Origin of the sequence: Streptosporangium sp. NPDC050855 (assembly GCF_044456585.1) — a bacterium.
GTDB lineage: Bacteria > Actinomycetota > Actinomycetes > Streptosporangiales > Streptosporangiaceae > Streptosporangium > Streptosporangium longisporum.
The window spans coordinates 26,797-50,883 of the sequence record NZ_JBITFY010000022.1; the positions used below are offsets into that span (position 1 = coordinate 26,797).

Sequence of the window (24,087 nt, forward strand, 5' to 3'; positions counted from 1 at the left end):
CATCCTCCCTCGGGGTCCTCGCCCCGGGTCGTCGTCGGCCGCGACGGCTGGAGTCTCCTGGCTCCCGGATCGGTGCTCGCCCCGGCCTTCCCGCCCGTCGCCGGGCAGTGGCCCGGTTGAGGTTCGCTCCCCGGTCACAGTGGCGGGACCGCGCCGGAATCACACCGGCTTCCTCCCAACGCCATCGCCACCGATGACACTACGGCAGTCCGGCTCCCCGCAAGAAACTGGCACTAGCATCCCGTGAGTGGACATTGCCGACTTTCATGGACGATCACGGCCTGACGCATGTCCCGGAGCGCTTCAGGTCCACGCCGCCGCCGACGGCGGCCTGGCCCGCGTCCGCGTGCCCGGGGGCCGGCTCACCCCCGCCCGGCTGCGCGAACTCGCCACGGCGGCGCGCCTTCACGGTGACGGCGCCGTCGAGCTCACCTCCCGGGCCAACGTGCAGGTACGCGGTCTCGCCCACGACGACGACCCCACCGCCCCGGACGACGGGTTCGCCGCGCGGATGGCGCGGGCGGGACTGCTGCCCTCGGCCACCCACGAGCGGGTCCGCAACATCCTCGCCTCCCCGCTGACCGGCCTGGACGGTCCCGGCGGCGGGGTCGCCGACGTCACCCCGCTGATCGGCGAGCTGGACCGGCGACTGTGCGCCCGGCCCGCGCTGGCCGCCCTGCCCGGCCGGTTCATGTTCGCCCTCGACGACGGGCGCGGCGACGTGGCCGGGCTCGGCGCCGACGCGGCGGTCCTGGCCGTCGGGCCGGACCGGTTCGCGCTGCTCCTCGCCGGGACCGACACCGGCCTGCGCGTCGGGACGGACCAGGCCGTGACCGCCCTGCTCGCCGCCGCCGAGGCGTTCCTCGACGAGCTGGCCGCCCTGGACGTCACCGCCTGGCGGATCTCCGAGCTCCCCGACGGGCCCGCCCTGGTCACCGCCCGCGTATCGGCCGCCCTCCCCGCGGACCCCACCGCGGATCGCACCGTCCAGGCGCCCCCCTCCGAGCCGGTACGGCCGCGGCCCGTGGCGCTCGGGCCGGTGGGGCTCATCGGCACCGCCGCACCCCCCGGCACCGCCCGGAGCGGCCCCGCGCGGGTCGCGCTCGGGGTGGCGGTTCCCCTGGGACGGCTGACCTCCGCCCAGGCCGAGGTGCTGGCCGACGTCGCCTCCGGCGGGGAGATCCGCCTGACCCCCTGGAGAGGCGCGGTCCTGCCCGGCCTGACCCGAGCCGAGGCCGCGGACGCGGCCGGCCGGCTGCGGGCCGCCGGCCTGGTCGTCGACCCCGGCTCGCCGTGGATCGGCGTCACGGCCTGCGCCGGACGTCCCGGCTGCGCCAAGTCCCTGGCCGACGTGCGGGCCGACGCGACCGCCGTCGTCGCCCTGGCCCCGCCCGCCCGGGACGCGTCCCGCACCGATACGCTCCCGGTGCACTGGGCGGGGTGCGCCAGACGCTGCGGCCGCCCGAAGGGGCGGGTCGCCGACGTGGTCGCCACCGGCCACGGCTACCGCCTGGAGCTGGACGGCACCGGCCTGACCTGCTCGGGCATCGAGGAGACCGCGGCCGCGGTGACGGCCGCCAGAGGGGAACTGTGATCGACTACGTCCGCGACGGCGCGGAGATCTACCGCCGCTCCTTCGCCACCATCCGCGCCGAGGCCGACCTGGACGCGCTGCCCGCGGACGTCGCCCGGGTGGCGGTCCGCATGATCCACGCCTGCGGGATGGTCGACCTGGTGGACGACCTGCGCTGGTCGGCCGGGGTGGTGTCGTCGGCCCGCGAGGCGCTCCGCGCGGGCGCGCCGGTGCTCTGCGACGCCATGATGGTCGCCTCCGGGGTGACCCGGCGCCGCCTGCCCGCCGGCAACGAGGTGATCTGCACGCTCGGCGACCCCCGGGTGCCGGAGCTCGCCGCGGAGCTGGGCACCACCCGCAGCGCCGCCGCCCTGGAGCTCTGGCGCGACCGGCTCCAGGGCTCCGTGGTCGCGATCGGCAACGCGCCCACCGCGCTGTTCCGGCTGCTGGAGATGGTCGAGCAGGGTGCCGGGCGCCCGGCCGCCGTCCTCGGCGTCCCGGTCGGCTTCATCGGCGCCGCCGAGTCCAAGCAGGCCCTCGCCGAGCATCCGGCGAACCTGGAGTACCTCGTCGTGAGCGGACGCCGGGGTGGAAGCGCGATGACCGCCGCCGCGGTCAACGCGATCGCGAGCGAGGAAGAGTGAGCGACGACGTGACCGTACGCGCGACCGGACGGCTGTGGGGAGTGGGACTGGGGCCGGGCGACCCCGAGCTGGTGACCGTCAAGGCCGCCCGCCTGATCGGTGAGGCGGACGTGATCGCCTTCCACAGCGCCCGCCACGGCCGGAGCATCGCCCGTTCGGTGGCCGCCCCCTACCTGCGCGAGGGCCGGATCGAGGAACCCCTCATCTACCCGCTCACCACCGAGACCACCGACCATCCGGGCGGCTACCAGGGGGCGATCGACGACTTCTACGCCGACTGCGCCGAGCGCCTCGCGGCCCACCTGGACGCCGGTCGCGACGTGGTGGTGCTGTGCGAGGGCGACCCGCTCTTCTACGGCTCGTACATGCACATGCACAAGCGCCTGTCGCACCGCTACACCACCGAGGTCGTGCCGGGCGTGACCTCGGTGAGCGGTGCCTCGGCCGTGCTGGGGCGCCCGCTGGTCGAGCGCGACGAGGTGCTGACCGTGCTGCCCGGGACGCTCCCGGCCGAGGTGCTCGCCGAGCGTCTCGCGGCCACCGACTCGGCCGCGGTGCTGAAGCTCGGCCGTACCTTCACCAAGGTCCGCGACGCCCTCGCCGAGGCGGGGCGCCTGGACGAGGCGTGGTACGTCGAGCGCGCCACCACCGGGCAGCAGCGCATCGCCCCGCTGGCCGAGGTCGACCCGGACGGCGTCCCGTACTTCTCGCTGGCGCTGATCCCCAGCCCGGTCAACGCGGCCCCTCCCGTTCCCGTCCCCTCCCCCGGGGCCGTCACCGCGTCCCCGATCCCGTCCCCGTCCCTGTCCGCGGACGCGGTGCCGGTCTCGGACGCGGTGCCGGTGTCGGGCGTGGGCCGGGCGCGCGGCGAGGTGGTGGTGGTCGGGCTCGGCCCGGCCGGACGGCCCTGGCTGACCCCCGAGGCGCAGGAGGCACTGGCCGCCGTCGACGAACTCGTCGGGTACGGCCCCTACCTCGACCGCGTCCCGCCCAACCCGCGCCAGCGCCGCCACCCCACCGACAACCGGGTGGAGGCCGAGCGGGCCGCGCACGCGCTGGAGCTGGCCGCGGCCGGGTCCCGGGTGGCGGTGGTCTCCTCGGGCGATCCCGGGGTCTTCGCGATGGCCAGCGCGGTGCTGGAGGTGGCGTGCGAGCCGAGGTTCACCGGCGTGCCGGTCCGGGTGCTGCCCGGCCTGACCGCGGCGCACGCGGTGGCCAGCAGGGCCGGGGCTCCCCTGGGCCACGACTACTGCGTGCTGTCGCTGTCGGACCTGCTCAAGCCGTGGGAGGTGGTCGCCGGGCGGATCAGCGCCGCCGCGCGGGCCGACCTCGTCCTGGCGATCTACAATCCGGCCTCCCGGAGCCGCACCTGGCAGGTGGCCGCGGCCCGCGACCTGCTGCTGGAGCACCGCGCGCCGCACACGCCCGTGGTCATCGGCCGTGACGTCGGCGGCGCCGCCGAGAGCGTGACCGTCACCACCCTCGGCGACCTGGACCCGGACGCGGTCGACATGCGCTGCCTCCTGCTGGTGGGCTCCTCCACCACCCGGGTCACCGAACGGGACGGCGGCCGGGTGGTCTTCACCCCCCGGCGCTACCCGGCATGATCTCTCCCGCCGGGAACGGCCGCGCCCTCCAGCCAGGCGAGCGCGGCCGGCACGTCCCCCACCGCGGGCACCCCGGTGGGCGCGGGCGGGCGGTCCACGACCACGACCGGCAGGCCGAGCTCGCGGGCGGCCCTCAGCTTCGCCGTGGTCATCTCACCGCCGCTGTCCTTGGTCACCAGCACCTCTGTCCGGTGGGTGCGCATCAGGGCCGTCTCCCCCTCCACGGTGAACGGCCCCCGGCTGAGCAGCACCTCCGTGCGGCGCGGCATCGGCGGCTCGGGCGGGTCCACCGACCGGGCCAGGAACCAGTGGTCGTCGAGGCCGGCGAAGACCGGCAGGCTCCTGCGGCCGGTCGTCAGGAAGACCCGCTTCCCCAGCGAGGGCAGCAGCGCGGCGGCGGCCTCCAGCGACGGCACCCGGCGCCAGTCGTCACCGGGCCCGGCCTGCCAGCCCGGCCGGCGCAGGATCAGCAGTGGCAGGCCGGTCCGGGCCGTCGCCTCGACCGCCGAGGCGGTCATCCGGGCCGCGAACGGGTGCGTGGCGTCCACCACCGTGCCGATCCCCCGCTCCACCAGCCAGGTCGCGAGCCCGCCGGGGCCGCCGAAGCCGCCCTCGTGCACCTCGCCCACCGGCAGCCGCGGATCGCGCACCCGGCCCGCCAGCGACGACACCACGTGCGTGCCGTCGCGCCCGGCCAGCGCGGCGGCCAGCCTCCTGGCCTCGTCCGTGCCGCCCAGGATCAGGATGTTCGCCACCCCGCCACCTCTTTCCGCCCGTACCGTCGGATGCTTGGGTCATGAGCACTTCCCTGCGGCACGGCTGGACCACCGGTGCCTGCGCGACCGCGGCCACCGCGGCCGCGTACACCGCCCTGCTGACCGGCGAGTTCCCCGACCCGGTGCGGATCACCCTGCCCGGTGGGCGGCACCCGTCCTTCGCCCTGGCCACCGAGGGGCTCACCGGCGCCGCCGCGACGGCCGCGGTGGTCAAGGACGCCGGTGACGATCCCGACGTGACGCACGGCGCGCTGATCTCCTCGACCGTACGGCACGGAGCCCCCGGCACCGGGGTGGTCTTCGGCGCGGGCCCGGGGGTCGGCACCGTCACCAAGCCCGGCCTGCCGCTGCCGGTGGGCGAGCCCGCGATCAACCCCGTCCCCCGCGCGATGATGCGCGAGCACGTGGCCGAGGTCGCGGCCCGGCACGGCGGGAGCGGCGACGTGTTCGTGGAGATCGCCGTGGAGGGCGGCGAGGAGCTGGCGAAGAGGACCTGGAACCCGCGCCTGGGCATCCTGGGCGGCCTGTCGATCCTCGGCACGACCGGGATCGTGGTGCCCTACTCGTGCTCGGCCTGGATCGACAGCATCCGCCGCGGCATCGACGTGGCCAGGGCCGCGGGCCGTACCCACGTCGCCGGTTGCACCGGCAGCACCTCCGAGAGGGTCGCGGCCGAGCTGTACGGGCTTCCCGAGGACGCGCTGCTGGACATGGGCGACTTCGCCGGGGCGGTGCTGAAGTACCTGCGCCGGCACCCCGTTCCCCGGCTGACCATCGCCGGGGGCGTCGGCAAGCTCTCCAAGCTCGCCGACGGTCACCTCGACCTTCACTCCGGGCGCTCCCAGGTCGATCCCGCGATGCTGGCCGGGCTGGTGCGCTCCGCGGGCGGGGACGAGGACCTGGCCGGTCGCGTCCTGGAGGCCAACACGGCGCTGCACGCGCTGCACCTGTGCCAGGACGCGGGCCTGCCGCTGGGCGACCTGGTCGCCGAGGGCGCCCGCCGTACCGCCGCGGGCGTGCTGCGCGAGGCGCCGGTGGCCGTGGACGTGGTGGTCATCGACCGCGCCGGCACCGTCGTCGGCCGCGCCGGCTGAACCCGCCCGCCCTCCGGCCCGCGTCCGCGTGGCCATGGTCCGTCCGATCTCGTCCGGTACGGCCCGCGCGGCCGGACGGCCCGGAACGGGTCAGTCACGGCGGCGCGCGGCCGAGTACAGGTGGCTGTCGGGGAACTCCGAGGCGGTCAGCACCCGGCCCACCACGATCACCGCCGTCCGCAGGATCCCGGCCCGGCGGACCTGCTCGGCGATGTCGTCCAGGGTCCCGCGCAGGATCACCTCGTCGTCGCGGCTGGCCCTGGCCACCACCGCCACCGGGCAGTCGGCGCCGTAGTTGGGCACGAGCTCGGCCGCCACCTCCTCGATCCGCTGCACCGCGAGGTGCAGCACCATCGTGGCCCGGCTCCGGCCCAGCGTGCCGAGATCCTCCCCCTCGGGCATCGGGGTGGCCCGCACCGACGTGCGGGTCAGCACGATCGTCTGCCCCACCCCGGGCACGGTGAGCTCGCGCCGCAGCGACGCCGCGGCCGCGGCGAACGCGGGAACCCCGGGCACCACCTCGTACGGCACCCCCTCGGCGTCCAGCCGCCGCATCTGCTCGGCCATCGCGCTGAACACCGACGGGTCGCCGGAGTGCAGCCGGGCCACGTCGTGCCCGGCCCGGTGCGCGGCGACCATCTCCGCGACGATCTCCCCCAGCGCCATCCTCGCCGTGTCGACCAGCCGCGCGCCCGGCGGGCAGGACTCCAGCAGCTCCCGGGGGACCAGCGACCCGGCGTACAGGCAGACCGGCGCGGCCTCGATGGCCCGCTGTCCCCGTACGGTGACCAGGTCCGCGGCACCGGGCCCGGCACCGATGAAACGCACCGTCATCGCTCTTCCCCACTCCGCGAGCACGTCCAGATCGTGACCGGCATCATCGGCCGCCAGCCGGTGAACCCCCCCACCGGGGCGGCCCTGCTGACCGCCAGCCGCACCAGCTCCCCTCCCAGCTCGCCGTGCCGGGAGGCCAGCACGGCCTCCGACTCGACGGTCACCGCGTTGGCCACCAGCCTTCCCCCCGGCCGCAGCGCCTCCCAGCACGCCTCCACCACTCCCGGCAGGGTCACCCCGCCGCCGATGAAGACGGCGTCGGGCCGCTGCAGGCCGGCCAGCGCCGCGGGGGCGGCGCCGGTCACCACCTCCAGGCCGGGAACGCCCAGCGCCGCGGCGTTGCGGGCGATCGCCGCCGCACGGTCGGGGCGGGACTCCACCGCGACGGCGCGGTTGTCGGGGTGCGCGCGCATCCACTCCACGCCGATGCTGCCCGCACCCGCGCCGACGTCCCAGAGCAGCTCACCGGGGACCGGTGCCAGCCGGGAGAGGGTGACCGCGCGCACCTCCCGCTTGGTGAGCTGGCCGTCGTGCTCGAACGCCTCGTCCGGCAGGCCCGGCAACCTCGGCAGCGCCACCGTCCCGGTGCCGGCCCGGCACTCCACGGCCACCACGTTGAGGTCGTGGGCCGCCGGCAGGGACCATCCGGCGGCCGTGCCGGTGACCATCCGCTCCTCGGCGGCGCCGAGCCGCTCCAGGACCGTCACCGAGCTGGCCCCGTACCCGCGGGCGACGAGCAGGGCGGCGACCGTGGCCGGGGTGCGCCCGTCGGCGCCGAGGACCAGGACGCGCCGGCCGTCGTGGACGGCGGGGTGCAGCACCTCGGCCGGGCGCGCCACCAGGCTGACCACCTCGACCCGGTCGAGCGCCCAGCCCAGCCGGGCACAGGCCAGCGAGGCCGACGACGGGTGCGGCAGCACCCGGACCCGGCCGGTGCCGAGCAGCCGTACCAGGGTCGTGCCGATCCCGTGGAACATGGGGTCGCCGCTGGCCAGCACGCAGATCCTGCGGTCCCGATGGGAGGCGATCAGGCCGGGCAGCGCCGGAAGCAGCGGCGAGGGCCACGTCACCCGCTCGGCACCGGATTCGGGAACGAGCGCGAGCTGCCGCGCGCCGCCCATCAGCACCTCTGCGGCGTGCAGCTCCCGGCGCGCCGCCTCCGGCAGGCCGGCCCATCCGTCCGCCCCGATCCCGACCACGGTCACCGGGCCGGCCGCGGGACCGGTCACGGGGTCGGTCGTGTGGCCGGTCGTGTGGCCGTTCGTGTGGCCGGTCGCAGGATCGGCCACCGGGTCAGACATTGCCCCGCACCCGGGTGAGGTGGATCTCCACCACCACGCGGGCGGGGTTCTCCCTCGGCACCTGGTAACGCTCGGCATAGCGACGCTCGGCGTCCGCGACCGACTCCGGGTCGGTACGGATCACAGCCCGTCCCTCCAGCGTCGACCAGCGCCGCCCGTCCACCTGGCAGACCGCGACGGCCGCGCCCTCCTCACCCGCCGCCAGCACGTGCCGGACCTTGTGCGACCCGCCCGACGTGATCACCCTGGCGATCCCGGAGTCGGCGTCCAGCGTCACCCCCACCGGGACGACGTGCGGCGTGCCGTCGGCGCGCACGGTGCTCAGCGTGCACAGGTGACGCTCCCGCCAGAAGGCGCGGAGCTCCTCTCCGAGATCCTTCAACGCCCCGCCCCTCCCGACGCCGTTCCATCGGGCGACATGCTAGCCCTGCCCCCGCGGCCCCCGTGGACCGCACCGGCCGACGCGCGGTTCACCGGCCCGTCGGGGACTCCCCTGGCACCGGCGGACCGGCGTTCCGGCCGGTGCGCGGCTCACGGGCACTCCCGTGACGCCACTGGACCGGCCCATGGTTCACCGCGCCGCCAGGCACTCCCGCAGCGCCGCGACGAGCCGTGCGGCCCGGCCGTCGCCGTGGCCGATCATCCGGTTGGCGACATAGCCGAAGCCGACGCCGTACTCGTCGTCGCCGAAGGCGAACTGGCCGCCCGCGCCGTCGTTGCCGAAGCTGCGACGGCCGAGCATCGGCCGGAACCCGGGCGCGTCGAGCAGGAATCCCGATCCCCACCGGGCGCCCAGGTCCGGGAATCCCGACCACGACGTCCCGGCCGACAGCTCCCGTACGGCGTCGGTGACGGTGTCCGGGGTGAGGAGCCGCTCCGCTCCGCCGACCCCGGTCGCGGCCGCGGCGTACAGCGCGGCCAGGCCGCCCGCCGAGGAGACCGCACCGGCCCCGGGGAACTCCGCGCCGAGCATCGCGGGGTCGTTCCAGCCGTGCGGCTCGTCCAGGCCCGGGAAGACGAGTGCCCCGTTCATCGTCACCGTGCGCATGATCAGCGTCTCCGGGCCGGGCATGGCGGGGCGCCCTTCGGCCTCGACGAGCCGGGCCAGGCTTCCGGCCTCGTCCCGCGGCAGGCCGATCCAGGTTCTCAGGCCCAGCTCGTCACCGACGGCCTCGCGGAAGTACGCGCCCGGGGTGAGGCCGGTGATCCGCCGGATCACCTCGCCCAGGAGGAAGCCGAAGACGTGCCCGTGGTACTCGTGGGCGCCTCCCGGCTCCCACAGCGGCTCCTGCTCCTCGATCGCACGGATCACCGGTGTCCACCCGACGATCTCCTCGAAGCTCAGCGCGCGGTCCAGGACGGGGAGCCCGGCGCGGTGCCCGAGCACCATGCGCGAGGTGATCGCCTCCTTGCCGCCCCGCGCGAACTCCGGCCAGTACCGGCTCACCGGGGCGTCCAGGTCGAGCAGTCCCCGCTGGGCGAGGAGGTGCACGCAGACGGCGACGACGCCCTTGGCGCAGGAGAAGACCGGGACGACCGTGTCCCGCTCCCACGGCCGGCCGTCGCGCTCGTCGGCGACGCCGCCCCACAGGTCGACGGCCTTGCGCCCGCCGACGAACACGGTGACGGCCGCGCCCAGCTCGCCGCGGTCGTCGAAGTTCCGGCGGAACGCGTCCGCGACGGCCCCGAACCGTTCGTCGGCTCCCCCGTCGTGCTCCATGGTGTTGCCCCCTTCCCGGCATCACGCGCTCCCCGCGCGCCGACGACGCGGAACGCTACATCCCCTAGAGCCATTAAGTAAATACCTTGGATATCTAGGAAATGTTAGGGTGACGCATGGCACGTGCGGGACTGACGGCGGAGCGGGTGACGCGGGGGGCCGCCGACCTGGCGGACGCCGTCGGGTTCGAGAACATCACCGTGTCCGCGCTGGCGCGGAGTTTCGGGGTCAAGGACGCGAGCCTGTACTCGCACGTCCGCAACCTCCAGGACCTGCGGGAACGCGTCGCCCTGCTGGCCGCGGGCGAACTCGCCGACCGCATCGCCGCGGCGGTCGCGGGCCGCTCGGGGAAGGAGGCCATGGTCGCGTTCGCCGACGCGTACCGGGAGTACGCGCTGGCCCACCCCGGCCGGTACGCGGCGACCCAGGTCCGGCTGGACCCCGCCGTCCTCGCCGGATCCCCCGCCCACGCCCGCAACGTCGAGCTCACGTACGCGATGCTGCGCGCGTACCGGCTGGTCGAACCGGACCTGACCGACGCGGGACGCCTGCTGCGCAGCACCTTCCACGGATACGTCACCCTGGAGGCCAACGGCGGGTTCGGCCACTCCCGCGAGGTGCGGGCCTCCTGGGAACGGGGTCTGGACGCCCTGCACCTGCTGCTGGAGAACTGGCCCGCGGACCCGTCCGGCCGGCAGGCGGGAGCATCCCCGCCAGGCGGCATCCTTGAGGCATGAGTCATCACATATGCCTGGTGTGCCTGGGGAACATCTGCCGCTCCCCCATGGCCGAGATCGTGCTGAGGAAGGCCCTGGCCGACCACGGGCTGGGGGATCTCGTCACGGTCGACAGCGCGGGCACCGGCGACTGGCACAGCGGCGGCCCGATGGACGCGCGGGCGGCCGCCATGCTCGCCGACCACGGCTACGACGGCTCGCAGCACCGCGCCCGGCAGTTCCTGCCCGACTGGTGGGAGCGGATCGACCTGGTGCTGGCCATGGACGCCCGCAACCTGAGCACGCTGCGCCGCCTCGCCCCGGCGGGCGCGGACGTGCGCCTGTTCCGCTCCTTCGACCCCGCGGCCCCGCCGGACGCCGAGGTGCCCGACCCGTACGACGGCGAGCGCGAGGACTTCGCCGAGGTGCTGCGGATGGTCCAGGCCGCCTCCACCGGCCTGGCCGACCACCTGGCCCGTACCCTCGGGTGACTCCTGCTCCTTCGTGATCATATGAACCCGGGCACCCGCCTTTACAAAGTAAGTCGAGTGGGGGTCGGCCCGGAGGATGACGTCCCGCGGGTGGAGGTGGGAACGCGAGCCCGGAGGATACGGTTCCACCGTGGACCTCACCGTGGGCGACTCGCTCTTCCTGCGCCGCTGGAGCCGGAAGCGGCTCGTCCGCCTCGACGCCCTCGCCGCCGCCGGGTACGCGGCCGTCCTGCTGCTGATCAACGGCGGGCCCCCGGACCCGTCCGTGCCCGCGTGGGTCTGGGTCCCGGCGCTGGCGGCGTTCACGCTGCCGCTGGCGGTGCGGAGGCTGTGGCCGCTCACCGTCTTCTGCGTCGTCCTCACGGCCTCCCTGACCTGCGTCGTCCTCGACCTGACGCACGACGGCTTCGTGGCGGCGGCCTTCGCGGCCTACATCGTGGCGCTCACCCGGCCGCGGCTCCGCCGGGACCCCACCCTCGCGATCGGCGCCTGCGGCGCGGTGGCCGTCCTGCTGCTCTCGGCGGTGGGCACCCCCGGCCCGTCCCCGGCGGCACGTCTGCCCGGCCTGCTGCTGGGAGGGGTGGTGCTCCTGGGCGGCGCCTGGATCGCCGGCCGCGCCGTGCGCGAGCGGCGTGCCCACGCGGCGCGATCGGCCGAGCAGCTGGCCGGCCGGGCGGTCGCCGAGGAGCGGCTCAGGATCGCCCGCGAGCTGCACGACGTGGTGGCGCACAGCATGAGCCTGATCGCCGTCAAGGCGGGCATCGCCAACCACGTCGCCGCGGCCCGCCCGGAGGAGGCCGCGGACGCGCTGCGCGTCATCGAGACCACCAGCCGGAGCGCGCTGACCGAGATGCGCCGCCTGCTGGGCGTGCTCCGCCCCGACCTCGACGCCGCACCCGACCTTCTCCCCTCCCCCGGCCTGGCGGATCTGACCGCCCTGGCCGGCCGCGCTGAGACGGCCGGGGTCCGGGTGGAGCTGGACGTGCGGGCCCGCGGGCTGCCCGAGGGGGTGGAGCTGTCGGTCTACCGGATCGTCCAGGAGGCGCTGACCAACGTCGTCCGGCACGCCGCCCCCGCCCGGTGCCGGGTCTCGGTCACGACGTCGCGCGGCGAGGCCGGGGACGAGGTCGCGATCGAGGTCGTCGACGACGGCCCGGGCGGGCCGGTGCCGCCCGCCGGGCCCGGGCACGGGCTGATCGGGATGCGCGAGCGGGTGGCCGTGTACGGCGGGAGCTTCACCGCCGGGCGCCGCCCGAGGGGCGGCTTCGGCGTCCTCGCCCGCATACCGTACGGGGAGGCGCCGTGATCCGGGTGCTCGTCGCCGACGACCAGGCGCTGGTCCGCGGCAGCTTCCGGCTGCTGGTGGACACCGCGCCCGACCTGGTGGCGGTGGGCGAGGCCGGGACGGGGGCCGAGGCGGTGGAGCTGGCCCGCACCGAGTCGCCGGACGTGGTGCTGATGGACGTGCGGATGCCGGAGATGGACGGCATCGAGGCGACCCGGCGCATCTGCGGCCCGGCGGGCGTGCCCGGGGCGCACGTGCTGATGCTGACCACGTTCGACCTGGACGAGTACGTCTACGCGGCGCTGCGGGCCGGGGCCGGCGGTTTCCTGCTCAAGGACACCCCGCCGGCCGACCTGCTCGCCGCGATCCGGGTGATCGCCTCCGGTGAGGCCCTGCTCGCCCCCACGGTGACGCGCCGGCTCATCGCCGAGTTCTGCCGGCGCCCGGAACCCGCGCGGCCCGCCGCGCACGGGCTGGACGGGATCACCGGCCGGGAGCGCGACGTGCTGGAGCTGATCGCGCGGGGGCTGTCCAACACCGAGATCGCCGACCACCTGACCCTGAGCCTGGCGACCGTGAAGACGCACGTGGGCCGCCTGCTCGGCAAGCTCGCCGCGCGCGACCGGGCCCAGCTCGTCATCGTCGCCTACGAGACGGGCCTGGTCACGGCGGCCCGGCCGCCCCGCCGAGGACCGCCCGCGCCGTCGCCGTGACGGCGACGGGATCGCCACGACGGCGACGGCGACGGCCTTGTGCGCCGGGCGGGCCGGGCGCATCGGACGGGCGGGGCTCCGGGGGTGCCGGCAGCCGTTCGGCCTGGTGGACGACGTCCTCCAGGTAACGGCGCGTCGCGGCGGGGTCCCGCGACGAGGCGGGGGCGATGAGCATGCGGTACATCGCCGCGCCCACGACCATGTCGATCACCGTGTCGACCGGCCACGGTCGGCGGAGCAGTGGCCCGGCGGAGCATCGGCTCGGCGGCCGGGCGTCACGTCCGCGGTCGCGGGTTCATCTCCCGGGCGCCGTGTCCGCGGTCGTGCCCGCCGGCCGGCCGGTTCCGGCCGCATCGCCCGAGGGTCCGGCGCCGGTGGTCCGGGGCGGGCGGGGGGAGACCGGGCCGTGCTCGGCGGCGGCGGCCACGTTGCGCAGCATCCGGCCGAAGATCAGGGTGTGGAAGGGCGAGACCGACCACCAGTACAGGTGCCCGGACAGGCCGCGGGGATGGAAGACGGCCCGCTGGCCGTAGACGGTCGCTCCCTCGTGCTCGAGCACCCGCAGCTCCAGCCAGGCCAGGCCGGGCAGCCGCATCTCCGCGCGCAGCCGCAGCAGGCGGCCCGGCCGGACCTCCTCGACCCGCCAGAAGTCGACCGAGTCGCCCACCCGCAGGCGCCGGGGGTCGCGGCGTCCCCTGCGCAGCCCCACCCCGCCGACCGCGCGGTCCATGAGGCCGCGCAGGTGCCAGGCGATGGGCAGGGAGTACCAGCCGGCCTCGCCTCCGATCGCCTCGACGACCTCCCAGAGCTGCTGCGGGGAGGCGTTGACCCGGCGGGCGCGCGCGTCCAGGTAGAGGCTGCCGCCCGCCCAGCCGGGGTCGGTGGGCAGCGGGTCGCTGGGCGCGCCCGGGGTGGAGGCCGAGGACCAGCGGGTGGCCACCTCGGCCTCCTTGATCTTCTTCAGGGCCAGCTCGACCGCGCGCCTCAGCCCGATCAGGCCCTCGGGCGGGTCGGGGACGTACCGGGCGACGTCGTGCTCGCCGCAGACCGCCTCGTTGCGCAGCGACTCCACCAGCGGGCGGGCGAGCCCGGCCGGGACCGGGGTGACCAGCCCCACCCAGTGGCTGGACAGGCCCGGGCTGAGCAGCGGGACCGGGATGATCAGACGGCGGGTCAGCCCGGCGACGTCGGCGTAGACGCGCATCATGTCGGCGTAGGTCAGCACGTCCGGGCCGCCGATGTCGAAGGAGCGGTTCACCTCCCCGGGCACGCTCGCCCAGGCCACCAGGTAGCGCAGCACGTCGCGGATGGCGATGGGCTGGGTCCTGGTGGAGACCCAGCGCGGCGTGGTCATCACCGGCAGCCGCTCGGTGAGGTAGCGCAGCATCTCGAACGAGGCGGACCCGGAACCGATGATCATCGCCGCCCGCAGCACCACCGCGGGCACCGCGCCGTCCAGGAAGATCTGCCCCACCTCGGTACGGGAGCTCATGTGCGGCGAGAGCTTCCCGTCGGGCGCCAGGCCGCCGAGGTAGACGACGCGGCGGATCCCGGCCCGCTCGCACGCGGCGGCGAAGGTGGTGGCCGCCTCGCGGTCGGCCGCGGCGAAGTCCCTGCCGCCGCCCATGGTGTGGATCAGGTAGTAGGCCACGTCGACGCCGTCGAGGGCCCTGTCCACCTGCGCGGCGTCGGTCGCGTCGGCCTCGGCGACCTCGACCCGGGAGGCCCACGGCTGGTCGCGTACGCGGCCGGACGAGCGCACCATGCAGCGGACCTCATGACCCGCGTCCAGCAGTTCGGGGACCAGCCGCCCCCCGATGTACCCGGCCGCGCCGGTCACGAGACATCTCATTCATTCATCTTCGTACGGCTCCCCCGGCCGGTTGCGGCCGGACTCGCCGGGAGCCTTCGCGATCACCCGGTACACCGGGGGCACCGCGCCCGTCAGGGCCGGTGAGGGGGCGTCCTCACAGGGAGCGCCGGTAGTCCTCGCGGATGCCCAGCAGGATCTCCCGGGTGCGCGTGACCGGCTCGGCCTCGATGCACAGCCGCTCCATGACCTCCAGGTAGCGGTCGACGTCGTCGCGCTTCTCCAGGTAGACGGCGCTGGTGAGCTGCTCCATGTAGACCACGTCGGGCAGGTCGGGCTGGGAGAACCGCAGGATGCTGAAGGGCCCGCCCGCCGCGGCGTGGCCGCCGACGCTGAAGGGCACGACCTGGACGGTCACGTTGGGCAGCTCGATCGCCCGCAGGATGTGGTCGATCTGCTCGCACATCGCCTCGGCCCCGCCGAGCGGGCGGCGCAGCACGGCCTCGTCCAGCACGGCCCACAGGTGGGGCGGGTCTGGGCGGCGCAGGAGCCGCTGGCGCGCCAGGCGCAGCCGTACCCGCCGGTCGACCTCGGCCGGGGAGGCGGAGGAGAAGCCGAGCTGGACGACGGCCCGCGCGTACCCCTCGCTCTGCAGCAGGCCCGGCACGAACTGGACCTCGTAGTTCCGGATGCCGGTGGCCGCCTCCTCCAGGCCCACGTACGTCTCGAACCAGGCGGGCAGCACGTCACCGTAGTTGTGCCACCAGCCGGCGAGGTTGGCCTTCTCCACCAGGGAGAGCAGCGGCTCGCGCTCGGCCTCGTCGGTCACCCCGTACAGGGTGAGCAGGTCGGCCACGTCCCTGAGCCGGAAGCCGACCCTGCCGAGCTCCATGCGGCTGACCTTCGAGTGCGAGGCGCGGATGGTGTACCCGGCGTCCTCCAGCGTGATGCCGCGCTGTTCCCGCAGGCGGCGCAGCTGCGCGCCCAGAACGATCCGCAGCACGGTGGAGCTGTCCCTCGGCGCGGTCATCGGGCGGGGCCCGGCCGGCCTGCCGGCGGCGTGAGGTGTGGTCATCTGCAGTCCTTCGGGCGCGGATACGAACCGTCGCCCTTCGTTCACGGCGATCGCGATCCTTCACGGTACTCCGCGGGTGACGCACAGACCATAGATGAGTTCATTCTTCAACCATGTCGCCCGCCGGTCAGGCGATCAGGTCGTCGAACTCCCCGCCCTTCACCGCGCGGACGAAGGCGTCCGTCTCGCGGCGGCTGTAGACGAGCGCCGGCCCCTCGGGGTCGCGGGAGTTGCGCATCGCGACCCTGCCGTCGGGAAGCTCCGCGAGTTCCACGCAGTTGCCGCTCGGGTTGCTGAAGTGGCTCTTGCGCCATACGACGCCGTCCATCTGGGCGGCCGACATGCCGTTGTACGGCTGGTTCATCCTCGCCTCTCACCGATCAGGGAGGGTCATAACATGATGAGCATAGGGCTTTTGTGCAGATGCACGTGCATCTGTACTTGCCTATGCACATAACGGCGTGCAAGATGGCTAAAGGATCTCTCGCCCCCGATCACCCACCTCCCCAAGGTCTCCGATGACTGGTTACCGAAGACACGAAGCCACACCCGTCCGATCCCGGATCGGAGGGTGGGAACGGTGGTTGTCGATGCTCGATCACGTGCTCCCCCCGGGCGGCCTGCCCTTCTGGTCCGACGGTGAGGGCCGCGCCGGCCAGATGCAGATGGCCGTGCGCAGCCTGCGCCACGACCCGCGCGCGGCGCGGACCGCCCGCGAGTTCGCCGTCCGCTCCCTGCGCGCCTGGGAGCTGGAGCCACTGATCGACGACACCGGTGTCGTGGTCTCCGAGCTGGTGACCAACGCGCTGCGCCACGGTACGCGGGGGGTCCTGCACGCCCTCCCCCTCCCCGAGGTCAAGGTCATCCTCTGCCACACCGAGCACGCGATGCTCTGCGCGGTCACCGACCCCAGCGACCAGGGCCCGCGCCTGCGCGAACCCGACTACGAGGCCGAGTGCGGCCGGGGGCTCCAGTTGATCGACGGTGTCAGCCAGACCTGGGGATGGGCTCCGCTGGAGGACCGCGGCAAGGCGGTGTGGGCGGCCTTCGCGCTGCCCCCGGGGAACGGGCGGCACCGGGAGTCCTGCCACTGACCGTGCCCGGCGGGTACGCCGCCGGTGACGGGCGGGCGACCCGGTGACGAGAGATATGACATTTCACGGTACAGATGGAGGAAGACCGACAGAAAAGAGGTCACGCTGCGGGTGAAAGGCCGATAATGTCCGCTGCAGGCCGTATCGCTGGACGGAGGACATGATGGCGTCGCCACAGCCCGAACGCCTCAGGTTCGATCCCGCGACCCCGAACACGAGCCGGATGGCCGACTACTACCTGGGCGGCAAGGACAACTTCGCCGCCGACCGCGAGGTCGCGCAGATCGCGCTGTCGCTGGCCCCCGAGCTCCCCGCCATGGCGAGGGAGGGCCGCGCGTTCCTCGGCCGCGTCGTACGGTTCCTCGCCGGGGCCGGCATCCGCCAGTTCGTCGACATCGGCTGCGGCCTGCCGATGCCGGGCGGCACGCACCAGGTCCTGCGCGACCTCGTGCCCGACGCGCGGGTCGTCTACGTCGACAACGACCCGATGGTGGTCGTGCACACCCAGGCCGTGCTGAAGGAGGGCGACGCGGCCACGGTCGTCGAGGCGGACCTGCGCGACCCCGAAGGGCTGCTGGCGCATCCCGGCCTCACCGGCACGATCGACCTGGACAGGCCCGTGGCCTTCCTGCTGCTGTCGGTGCTGAGCCACCTCCCGGACGACCTCGAGGCCGCCCAGGTGGTGGCCGCCCTGCAGAAGGCCATGACGCCCGGCAGCCATCTGGCCGTCTCGCACGCGGTCTCGGACCTGCGCCCGGAGACGACGGCCAGGCTGGCCGCCCTCTACCAGGAGCGCGGGTCGATCACCGGCCCGTACCGGGCCAACCTGCGCACCAGGGCGGAGGTGGAGTGCTTCTTCGACGGGCTGCGGCTCGTCGAGCCGGGCCTGGTCTACATCCCCGAGTGGCGGCCGGACCGGGCCGCGCTCCACTCGACGGAGTCCATCTGGACGGTCGGCGGGGTCGGTGTCAAGGAGTAGTCCGCGCCGCGTGCGGGCAGGGGACGGGTCCCGGCACGGGGCTTGACAGCTCTTCACCGGTCGTGCGGTTCTTTAGTGTCACAGGTAACGGAGGGACGACGTATGAGCGACGCGGTTCGGCGGCCGGGGCCCGCCGCCCTGAACACCAGCGCGCCCAACGCCGCCCGGATGGCCGACTACTTCCTCGGCGGCAAGGACAACTTCGCCGCCGACCGCGAGGCGGCCGAGCGGGTGCTCGCCGTCGCACCGGAGATCAGGACCATGGCCCAGGAGTCGCACGCCTTCCTGGGCCGGGTGGTGCGCTACCTCGTCGGGCAGGACATGAGGCAGTTCGTCGTCCTCGGGTCGGGGCTGCCCACCCGCAGGAACGTCCACCAGGTGGCCCAGGAGATCGCGCCGGAGACCCGGGTGGCCTACGTCGCCACCGACCCGGTCGTGCTCTCCCACGCCCGCGCCATGCTCGCCACCGACGCGCGCACCACCGTCGTCGAGGGCGACGTGCTGCACCCCCGGGAGCTGCTCACCGACCCCGGGCTGCGGAGCCTGATCGATCTGGAGGAGCCGGTGGCCGTCCTGATCCTGTCGGCCCTGCAGTTCATCCCCGACGAGGACGACCCCCACAAGAACGTGGCCGTCCTGCGCGAGGCCGTGCCGGTCGGCAGCCACTTCGCCATCGGCCACGTCGTCTTCGACACGCGCCCGGAGGCGGCCGGCCCGCTGGTCGACATCTACCGGCAGGTCCTCGGCCGCCACGAGGACGCCTCGCGCACCAGCGACCAGGTCCTGCGTTTCTTCGACGGGCTGGAGCTCGTCGAGCCGGGCCTGGTCTACATCCGTCACTGGCGCCCCGACAACCCGCTCACCACGCAGGGCCGCGACAGGACCTGGTCGATGGGCGGGATCGGCCGCAAGACCGAGGGCTGACACTCCGCGGCCGGGGCGGAACCGGACCGGCCGGGGACGCACGGAGCGGGACCGCGGACGGACGAGGCCGGGGCGCGTGGAGCGGGACCGGCGGGCGAGGCCGGGCCGGTCACCCGGCGACGAGCAGGTCCTCGCGCTCGACGGCCTCCAGCGAGAGCGTCTTGTAGCCGACCTCGTCGAACAGCACGGTGATCCGGTCGCTCTCCCTGCTCATCACCATTCCCGCACCCCAGGCGCTGTGCCGCACCCGGGCGTGCATCGCGAACGGCCCCTCGGCCTCGGCCTCGGTCTCCTCGGGAAGGCCCGCCCGGCAGGTGTCGCAGGCGTCACAGGTACGGTCGCGCGGCTCGCCGAAGTACTCCAGCAGGAACCGGCGCCGGCAGCCGGTCGTCTCGGCGTACCCGCGCATCATGTCGATCCGCGAGTCGTCGATGCGGCGGCGGGTCTCGTCCAGCTCGACGGCGCGGGCGGTGGCCGCCTCGGGCTCGGGCGCGCCGGGCAGCCGGCGCAGGTCGCCCTTGCGGGTGACCTGGACGCTGCCCGCCCGTTCCAGCAGGTTGACCGCTCGGGTCAGCCGGGTGGCGCCGATGTCGAGCACGCTCCGCAGCTCATCGGTGGGCACGGTGCCGCCGTGCTCGCTCACCAGCGTGGCGATCCGCAGCAGCAGCTCCTCGTCGGCGCGTCCCCCGGCGAAGAACCTGCGCAGCCCGAGGTCCTCCGGGCGGTAGAACAGCACCGCGGCGGCCGGTTCCCCGTCCCGTCCGGCGCGGCCGATCTCCTGGTAGTAGGAGTCCGGCGACTCCGGCGGGGAGGCGTGCAGCACGAACCGCACGTCCGGCTTGTCGATGCCCATGCCGAACGCCGACGTGGCCACGACCACGTCCAGCTCGTCGTCGCGGAACATCTCGTGGATCCGGTGGCGCTCGGCCGCCTTCATGCCCGCGTGGTACGGCTCGGCCCTGCGCCCGGCCTCGCGCAGCGCGGCGGCGTACTCCTCGGCGGCCTTGCGGGTGGCCACGTAGACGAGACCGAGGCCCTCGCGGGAGGCGGCGTCCTCCACCAGCGCCCTGCGCAGGTCCTCCTGGGTGATGAAGCGCCGCACCTCCAGGTCGATGTTGGGACGGTCGAAGCCCCGCACGATCTGGCGGACGTTCCTCAGGCCGAGCGCGGCGACGATCTCCTCGCGCACCGAGGGGGTGGCCGTGGCGGTCAGCGCCACCACCGGGGGGTGGCCGAGCCGCTCGATGACCTGTCCCAGCCGCAGGTAGTCGGGCCGGAAGTCGTGACCCCACGCCGACACGCAGTGCGCCTCGTCGATGGCGATCAGCGAGGGACGCGCGGCGCGCAGCCGGTCGACCGTCTCGGGCTTGGCGAGCTGCTCGGGCGAGAGGAAGACGAACTCGGTGGTCCCGGCGCGTACCTCCTCCAGCGAGGCGTCCGCCCCGGACTGGGCGGAGTTGACCGCGACCGCTCCCCCGGCGTCGGTCTCGGCCAGCCCGGCGACCTGGTCGCGCTGCAGGGCGATCAGCGGTGACACGACCACGGTCGGGCCGTCGAGCAGCAGCGCGGGCACCTGGTAGACGGCCGACTTGCCGCTGCCGGTGGGCATGACGACGAGGGCGTCACCGCCGTCGAGCAGGTGACGCATGGCGTCGAGCTGGCCGGGACGCAGTTCCTTCCAGCCGAAGACCTTGCGGGCAACCGTCCGCAGCCGCCGCGCCCGCGGCCCGAACCTGTCCTTGATGCTCATGCCTCCGCCTTCCGTGTCCCGCCCCAGTTACCCCATGATCGGCGCGATAGTCCCCGCCCGCCGGAGCGTGGGCCGGGGTCGCGGGCATGAGCTGGGCGGGAACGGCGGCATCGGGGTGCGGGACGGGTGGGACGGAGGGAGCGGAGGGGGCGGGCGGGATCGGGAACGGCCGGGGAGGGCGGCGGACATGGGTGAGGGGCGCCTCCCGTGGGCACCCCTCCGTCGGATCGCGGGCCCGGCCGGTCGGATCGGGATCCGGCCGGCGTCGCGGCCCGGCCGGTCAGGCCGCGGCCGCCTCGGACGTCGTGGTCACTTGGGCATGAGCACCGTGTCCACCAGGTAGACGACGGCGTTGGAGGTCTGGACGTTGCCACAGACGATCTTGGCGTCGTTGACCGTGTACTCCTGACCGGATCCCTGGACGGCGAGCGTGCCGCCCTGCATGGTGGTCAGCTCGCCGTCGGCGAGGTCCTGCTGGGTCTTCTTCCCTTCGACGACGTGGTAGGTCAGGAGCTTGGTGAGCTGCTCCTTGTCGGCCAGGACCTTGTCGAGCGTGTCCTTCGGAATCTTGTCGAACGCGTCGTTGGTGGGCGCGAAGACCGTGATGTCCTTGGCGGAGTTGAGCGTCTCGGTCAGGCCGGCCTGCTCGATCGCCTGCGAGAGCGTGGACAGTTCGGGGTTGGACGCGGCCGCGGTGGCGACCGGCTGGGTGGCCATCTCGGCCGGGCTGCCCGGCCCGCTGGTGGGCAGGGACGCGCAGGCGGGGCCGAACGGTTCGCCCGCTGCGCCCGCCGACGGCGAGGCGCCGTCCGTGGGCATGACGGAATCCGTGGGCGAGGGGCTCTCCATCGGCGGGGAGGTCATGTCCGTGGGAACCGGCGTCGGCGAGAGCGTGCGGGCGAAGGCGCCGGTCCCGGCCTCGGCGGCGACAGGGGCGGCGGTCAGCGCGAGCACGGTCAGGGCCGATGCCAGAAGAGACTTCTGCTTCACGGTTATCTCCTTGTTCGGGCGGATGAGCCATCCGGACCCGGAGGGGTCCCGAACCACTCATGTGCTGTATTGGAGATCAATTCCCTGAAATTTGATGACAAATGCCCCATTAGAACACTCTTGACCACATATCTCCCAAGAAAGATAGCTATTTTCCATTCGTCGGGGCGTGAATACGGGTTCGTCCCACCCACGTACAGTGGGAACATGAGCCCCAGGATCGCCACGAACGACGTCGTCTCCCGTGACCGCCTGCTGGAGTTCCTCCGCGACCGCCACCGCGCGCTGGTCATCACGTCACGGCGCGACGGCAGGCCGCAGGCGTCCCCGGTGACCTGCGGTCTCGACGCCGAGGGCCGCGTCGTGGTGTCCACCTACCCTGAGCGCGCCAAGGTCCTGAACGTGCGCCGCGACCCCCGGGTGAGCGTCGTGGTCCTGTCGGACGACTTCGACGGCCCGTGGGTGCAGGTGGACGGCACGGCCGAGATCCTCGACCTGCCCGAGGCGCTCGAACCGCTGGTCGAGTACTACCGGTCGATCTCCGGCGAGCACCCCGACTGGGCGGAGTACCGCGAGGCCATGACCCGGCAGGGCAAGTCGCTGCTGCGCGTCACCCCGGAGCGCTGGGGCCCGATCGCCACCGGCGGTTTCCCCGCCCGCCTGGCCTGAGCCCCGCGCTCACCACCGCACCGCGCTCACCACCGCGCGCTCACCACCGCGCGCTCACCACTGCTCGGCCAGTACGGCGTCCGCAGCCCTTCGCCCGGAGACCAGGGCGCCCTGCTGCGAGCCGGTGTCGCGGTGGTCACCGCACACGTAGCGGCCCGGCCCGAGGCGGACCGGGTGGCGCATCGAGAACGGCGGCGTCATCGCGGGCAGCGCCCCCTCGACGGCGTACGTCGCCAGGTGCTCCCAGCCCGAGGCGTCGGCGTCGTAGATCTGCGACAGCCGCTCCCGCACCCGGGGCTCGTCGGCGTCGGAGAGCATCCCCAGCACCGACGTGGAGATCAGCGCGCGGCCCGGCGGGGCGTACGCGGGCGCGGTGTTGCTGATGACCAGGGTGTCGGTGATCTCCCCCTGCACGTCCACGAACTGGGTGGCGTCGTCCGTGGGCGGGCGGGAGGCGGCGTGGTAGAAGGTCGTCACCGAGCGCATCCGCGGGATCTCCAGCCCCGGGCAGAGCGCGGCGGCCATGGCGGGGTCGGTCGCCACCACCACGGCGCGGGCCGGGATCGTGCCGCCCCCGGCCGTCTCCACCCCCTCCTCGGTCACCGCGATGACCGGGGTCTCCAGGGTGACCGCCTCGTCGGGAAGGCGGGAGGCGAGCTGGCGGGTGATCTCGCCCATGCCGAGCGCGGGCACCGCGATCGTGCCGCGCGCGAAGGAGCGCCAGATCAGGTGGAAGAAGCGGCTGGAGGTCTCCAGCTCCCGCTCCAGCACCACGCCCGCGAGGAAGGGACGGAGCAGCTTCTCCACCATCTTGGGCGAGACGCCCCAGTGCTTCAGTTCCTCCAGCGTGGTGCGCTCGCGCCCGGCGCGCAGCCTGCTCGGCGGCATCACGATGTCGCGGGTGGTCAGCGCGGCCAGGACGGCCTTGTCCACCGGGGTGCCCACGTCGGCCAGCACCCCGCTGAACGCCTGGCTCGGGTGGCGCCAGGGCAGCATGAGCCGCTCCCGCCGTCCCCTGTCGAAGGAGATCACCCCCGACGGGATCGCGCGCAGGTCCAGGGCGCCGAGGTCGAGGACCCGGGCGGCCTCGGGGTAGGCGGTGTTGAACACCTGGAAGCCGCGGTCCAGCCGGAAGCCGTCCACGACGTCGGTGCGCACCCGGCCGCCCACCTCGGCCGCCGCGTCCACGACGCGCACGTTCACCCCGGCCGCGCGCAGCCGCAGGGCGCACGCGAGACCGGCCAGGCCCGCGCCGACGACGATCACCGTGTCCGGCATGACAATCCCCCTGAGTCCGCGACCTCACGGCTCCGGCGGATCCGGGAACCGTCGCCTGTGTCTTCGGACGGCGGGCGCCCGAGGTTGCGCCCGCCGCCCGTTCTTCACAGGCTTCCCGGGGCCCTACCCCAGCTTCACGGTGATCTCTCCCCCGAGCCGGAACCCGCCGGTCAGCTCCAGGTCGTCACCGCTCCAGAACCGGCCCGGGTCGTACCAGTTCGGGCGACGCCCGCCGGGCAGCAGGCCCATCGCCTCGTAGGTGACCGCGACGACCTCGGCGCAGTACGCGCTCTCCAGGGCGCTGTCCTGCGCGGCCCGCCGGAAGAGCGTGGGCACCCGCCCCTTCAGCCAGCGACCGGCGAGCCTGCTGGTGGACGGGAAGGGGGTGCCGTCCAGGCGCGCGACGGTGCGCAGGACGGCGTCCTCCATCTCCCGGGGAGGCTCCGGTGACAGCTGCCGCAGCCAGCCGCGCTGGCCGTAGCGGGTGGCCCAGACCGTGACGGCGTCGCGCAGGTCGTGCAGCTGGACGCCGCGCTGGTGGGTCCCCGACCACAGGTCGGGCAGCGACCGCCCCAGCTCGGCGTGCCACATCAGCGGGGGCATGTCGTCGATGACGACCGACATGCCGACGTGGTTCACCGGGCTGTTGGTCACGGTCTGGATGGCGCGATCGGGCACCGTTCGGCCGCGGAACAGCCACACGTCGCCGGTGCGGGTCAGGTTGACGGCCTCATCGAGGCTGATGCTCTTGCCGGACATTCCGA

General features: G+C 74.2%; 24 protein-coding genes and 1 riboswitch. Of the genes, 12 read left to right on the forward strand and 12 right to left on the reverse strand.

What is annotated here, in order from left to right:
• Positions 1–50 precede the first annotated feature (50 nt).
• Positions 51–175, reverse strand: a riboswitch (cobalamin riboswitch).
• A gap of 72 nt (positions 176–247) precedes the next feature.
• The 3 genes from cobG to ACIBCT_RS33445 are packed head-to-tail and all read left to right on the forward strand — an operon-like array spanning position 248 to position 3,824.
• A complete protein-coding gene (cobG, locus tag ACIBCT_RS33435; RefSeq protein ID WP_399195522.1) occupies positions 248–1,594 on the forward strand; it encodes a precorrin-3B synthase in 1,347 nt (448 codons plus the stop codon).
• Positions 1,591–2,217, forward strand: coding sequence for a precorrin-8X methylmutase (locus ACIBCT_RS33440; RefSeq protein ID WP_399195524.1), 627 nt, complete (start codon positions 1,591–1,593; stop codon positions 2,215–2,217). The genes cobG and ACIBCT_RS33440 overlap by 4 nt, the downstream gene beginning before the upstream one ends.
• Positions 2,214–3,824, forward strand: a complete 1,611-nt coding sequence (locus tag ACIBCT_RS33445) for a precorrin-2 C(20)-methyltransferase (RefSeq protein WP_399195527.1) — start codon at positions 2,214–2,216, stop codon at positions 3,822–3,824. The genes ACIBCT_RS33440 and ACIBCT_RS33445 overlap by 4 nt, the downstream gene beginning before the upstream one ends.
• Here ACIBCT_RS33445 and ACIBCT_RS33450 read toward each other — a convergent pair.
• A complete protein-coding gene (locus tag ACIBCT_RS33450; RefSeq protein WP_399195529.1) occupies positions 3,812–4,579 on the reverse strand; it encodes a cobalt-precorrin-6A reductase in 768 nt (255 codons plus the stop codon). The genes ACIBCT_RS33445 and ACIBCT_RS33450 overlap by 13 nt on opposite strands.
• 41 nt (positions 4,580–4,620) lie before the next feature.
• Between ACIBCT_RS33450 and ACIBCT_RS33455 the strand changes: the two genes are divergently transcribed.
• Positions 4,621–5,694, forward strand: coding sequence for a cobalt-precorrin-5B (C(1))-methyltransferase (locus ACIBCT_RS33455; RefSeq protein ID WP_399195531.1), 1,074 nt, complete (start codon positions 4,621–4,623; stop codon positions 5,692–5,694).
• 90 nt (positions 5,695–5,784) lie between these two features.
• Here ACIBCT_RS33455 and cobM read toward each other — a convergent pair whose 3' ends face one another.
• From cobM to ACIBCT_RS33475, 4 genes are all read right to left on the reverse strand, one after another.
• On the reverse strand, positions 5,785–6,528 hold the full coding sequence (gene cobM, locus ACIBCT_RS33460; protein ID WP_399195533.1) for a precorrin-4 C(11)-methyltransferase: 744 nt from the start codon (positions 6,526–6,528) through the stop codon (positions 5,785–5,787).
• On the reverse strand, positions 6,525–7,829 hold the full coding sequence (gene cbiE / locus ACIBCT_RS33465; protein ID WP_399195535.1) for a precorrin-6y C5,15-methyltransferase (decarboxylating) subunit CbiE: 1,305 nt from the start codon (positions 7,827–7,829) through the stop codon (positions 6,525–6,527). Before cbiE ends, cobM begins: the two co-directional genes overlap by 4 nt.
• Positions 7,822–8,211: a pyridoxamine 5'-phosphate oxidase family protein gene (locus ACIBCT_RS33470; protein ID WP_399195537.1), complete on the reverse strand. Its 390-nt coding sequence runs from the start codon at positions 8,209–8,211 to the stop codon at positions 7,822–7,824. The genes cbiE and ACIBCT_RS33470 overlap by 8 nt, the downstream gene beginning before the upstream one ends.
• A 189-nt stretch (positions 8,212–8,400) precedes the next feature.
• A complete protein-coding gene (locus ACIBCT_RS33475; protein ID WP_399195539.1) occupies positions 8,401–9,549 on the reverse strand; it encodes a serine hydrolase domain-containing protein in 1,149 nt (382 codons plus the stop codon).
• A gap of 116 nt (positions 9,550–9,665) precedes the next feature.
• Between ACIBCT_RS33475 and ACIBCT_RS33480 the strand changes: the two genes are divergently transcribed.
• The 4 genes from ACIBCT_RS33480 (at position 9,666) to ACIBCT_RS33495 (ending at position 12,754) form a co-directional block, all read left to right on the forward strand.
• The gene (locus ACIBCT_RS33480) at positions 9,666–10,286 is read left to right on the forward strand and encodes a TetR/AcrR family transcriptional regulator (RefSeq protein ID WP_399195541.1); all 621 of its coding nucleotides are present in this window, start codon (positions 9,666–9,668) and stop codon (positions 10,284–10,286) included.
• Positions 10,283–10,756: a low molecular weight protein-tyrosine-phosphatase gene (locus ACIBCT_RS33485; RefSeq protein ID WP_399195543.1), complete on the forward strand. Its 474-nt coding sequence runs from the start codon at positions 10,283–10,285 to the stop codon at positions 10,754–10,756. The genes ACIBCT_RS33480 and ACIBCT_RS33485 overlap by 4 nt, the downstream gene beginning before the upstream one ends.
• 130 nt (positions 10,757–10,886) lie before the next feature.
• The gene (locus tag ACIBCT_RS33490) at positions 10,887–12,062 is read left to right on the forward strand and encodes a sensor histidine kinase (RefSeq protein ID WP_399195545.1); all 1,176 of its coding nucleotides are present in this window, start codon (positions 10,887–10,889) and stop codon (positions 12,060–12,062) included.
• Positions 12,059–12,754 carry a response regulator gene (locus ACIBCT_RS33495; RefSeq protein ID WP_399195547.1) on the forward strand — a complete coding sequence of 232 codons (696 nt, stop codon included), beginning with the start codon at positions 12,059–12,061 and terminating at the stop codon, positions 12,752–12,754. The genes ACIBCT_RS33490 and ACIBCT_RS33495 overlap by 4 nt, the downstream gene beginning before the upstream one ends.
• Before the next feature lie 295 nt (positions 12,755–13,049).
• On the opposite strand, the gene ACIBCT_RS33500 is transcribed toward ACIBCT_RS33495, so the two are convergent.
• The 3 genes from ACIBCT_RS33500 to ACIBCT_RS33510 form a co-directional block, all read right to left on the reverse strand.
• Positions 13,050–14,606: an SDR family oxidoreductase gene (locus ACIBCT_RS33500; RefSeq protein WP_399195549.1), complete on the reverse strand. Its 1,557-nt coding sequence runs from the start codon at positions 14,604–14,606 to the stop codon at positions 13,050–13,052.
• Positions 14,607–14,721: 115 nt separating this feature from the next.
• The gene (locus ACIBCT_RS33505) at positions 14,722–15,639 is read right to left on the reverse strand and encodes a helix-turn-helix domain-containing protein (RefSeq protein WP_399195551.1); all 918 of its coding nucleotides are present in this window, start codon (positions 15,637–15,639) and stop codon (positions 14,722–14,724) included.
• Between the two features lie 127 nt (positions 15,640–15,766).
• Entirely contained in the window at positions 15,767–16,003 is a 237-nt protein-coding gene (locus ACIBCT_RS33510) for a DUF397 domain-containing protein (protein ID WP_399195553.1), read from the reverse strand.
• A gap of 226 nt (positions 16,004–16,229) precedes the next feature.
• Here ACIBCT_RS33510 and ACIBCT_RS33515 point away from each other — a divergent pair, with 226 nt between their 5' ends.
• The 3 genes from ACIBCT_RS33515 to ACIBCT_RS33525 all read left to right on the forward strand — a co-directional run bounded on the left by ACIBCT_RS33515 (position 16,230) and on the right by ACIBCT_RS33525 (position 18,636).
• Positions 16,230–16,733, forward strand: a complete 504-nt coding sequence (locus tag ACIBCT_RS33515) for an ATP-binding protein (protein WP_399195555.1) — start codon at positions 16,230–16,232, stop codon at positions 16,731–16,733.
• Positions 16,734–16,893: 160 nt separating this feature from the next.
• The gene (locus tag ACIBCT_RS33520; RefSeq protein WP_399195557.1) at positions 16,894–17,712 is read left to right on the forward strand and encodes an SAM-dependent methyltransferase; all 819 of its coding nucleotides are present in this window, start codon (positions 16,894–16,896) and stop codon (positions 17,710–17,712) included.
• 102 nt (positions 17,713–17,814) lie between these two features.
• Complete coding sequence (locus ACIBCT_RS33525) at positions 17,815–18,636, forward strand: SAM-dependent methyltransferase (protein ID WP_399195559.1); 822 nt, start codon at positions 17,815–17,817, stop codon at positions 18,634–18,636.
• 109 nt (positions 18,637–18,745) lie between these two features.
• Here the strand turns inward: ACIBCT_RS33525 and ACIBCT_RS33530 are convergent, their stop codons facing one another.
• Complete coding sequence (locus ACIBCT_RS33530) at positions 18,746–20,386, reverse strand: RecQ family ATP-dependent DNA helicase (protein ID WP_399195561.1); 1,641 nt, start codon at positions 20,384–20,386, stop codon at positions 18,746–18,748.
• Between the two features lie 309 nt (positions 20,387–20,695).
• Positions 20,696–21,376 (reverse strand): fasciclin domain-containing protein, encoded by a 681-nt coding sequence (locus tag ACIBCT_RS33535; protein ID WP_399195563.1) that lies wholly within the window; start codon positions 21,374–21,376, stop codon positions 20,696–20,698.
• A gap of 207 nt (positions 21,377–21,583) precedes the next feature.
• On the opposite strand from ACIBCT_RS33535, the gene ACIBCT_RS33540 reads away from it, so the two are divergent.
• Complete coding sequence (locus ACIBCT_RS33540) at positions 21,584–22,045, forward strand: PPOX class F420-dependent oxidoreductase (protein WP_399195565.1); 462 nt, start codon at positions 21,584–21,586, stop codon at positions 22,043–22,045.
• Between the two features lie 54 nt (positions 22,046–22,099).
• Here ACIBCT_RS33540 and ACIBCT_RS33545 read toward each other — a convergent pair whose 3' ends face one another.
• Together ACIBCT_RS33545 and ACIBCT_RS33550 are read right to left on the reverse strand one after the other, a co-directional pair.
• Complete coding sequence (locus tag ACIBCT_RS33545; RefSeq protein ID WP_399195567.1) at positions 22,100–23,323, reverse strand: NAD(P)/FAD-dependent oxidoreductase; 1,224 nt, start codon at positions 23,321–23,323, stop codon at positions 22,100–22,102.
• A 123-nt stretch (positions 23,324–23,446) separates the two neighbouring features.
• Complete coding sequence (locus ACIBCT_RS33550; RefSeq protein ID WP_399195569.1) at positions 23,447–24,082, reverse strand: hypothetical protein; 636 nt, start codon at positions 24,080–24,082, stop codon at positions 23,447–23,449.
• Positions 24,083–24,087 lie beyond the last annotated feature (5 nt).

Bases quoted from the DNA above. Each gene is read 5' to 3' on its own strand.
- cobM (WP_399195533.1), bottom strand. From the start codon at position 6,528: ATGACGGTGCGTTTCATCGGTGCCGGGCCCGGTGCCGCGGACCTGGTC.
- ACIBCT_RS33505 (WP_399195551.1), bottom strand. From the start codon at position 15,639: ATGACCACACCTCACGCCGCCGGCAGGCCGGCCGGGCCCCGCCCGATG.
- ACIBCT_RS33540 (WP_399195565.1), top strand. From the start codon at position 21,584: ATGAGCCCCAGGATCGCCACGAACGACGTCGTCTCCCGTGACCGCCTG.
- ACIBCT_RS33455 (WP_399195531.1), top strand. From the start codon at position 4,621: ATGAGCACTTCCCTGCGGCACGGCTGGACCACCGGTGCCTGCGCGACC.
- ACIBCT_RS33480 (WP_399195541.1), top strand. From the start codon at position 9,666: ATGGCACGTGCGGGACTGACGGCGGAGCGGGTGACGCGGGGGGCCGCC.
- cbiE (WP_399195535.1), bottom strand. From the start codon at position 7,829: ATGTCTGACCCGGTGGCCGATCCTGCGACCGGCCACACGAACGGCCAC.
- ACIBCT_RS33545 (WP_399195567.1), bottom strand. From the start codon at position 23,323: ATGCCGGACACGGTGATCGTCGTCGGCGCGGGCCTGGCCGGTCTCGCG.
- ACIBCT_RS33525 (WP_399195559.1), top strand. From the start codon at position 17,815: ATGAGCGACGCGGTTCGGCGGCCGGGGCCCGCCGCCCTGAACACCAGC.
- ACIBCT_RS33515 (WP_399195555.1), top strand. From the start codon at position 16,230: ATGCTCGATCACGTGCTCCCCCCGGGCGGCCTGCCCTTCTGGTCCGAC.
- ACIBCT_RS33485 (WP_399195543.1), top strand. From the start codon at position 10,283: ATGAGTCATCACATATGCCTGGTGTGCCTGGGGAACATCTGCCGCTCC.
- ACIBCT_RS33520 (WP_399195557.1), top strand. From the start codon at position 16,894: ATGATGGCGTCGCCACAGCCCGAACGCCTCAGGTTCGATCCCGCGACC.
- ACIBCT_RS33550 (WP_399195569.1), bottom strand. From the start codon at position 24,082: ATGTCCGGCAAGAGCATCAGCCTCGATGAGGCCGTCAACCTGACCCGC.
- ACIBCT_RS33500 (WP_399195549.1), bottom strand. From the start codon at position 14,606: ATGAGATGTCTCGTGACCGGCGCGGCCGGGTACATCGGGGGGCGGCTG.
- ACIBCT_RS33510 (WP_399195553.1), bottom strand. From the start codon at position 16,003: ATGAACCAGCCGTACAACGGCATGTCGGCCGCCCAGATGGACGGCGTC.
- ACIBCT_RS33475 (WP_399195539.1), bottom strand. From the start codon at position 9,549: ATGGAGCACGACGGGGGAGCCGACGAACGGTTCGGGGCCGTCGCGGAC.
- ACIBCT_RS33530 (WP_399195561.1), bottom strand. From the start codon at position 20,386: ATGAGCATCAAGGACAGGTTCGGGCCGCGGGCGCGGCGGCTGCGGACG.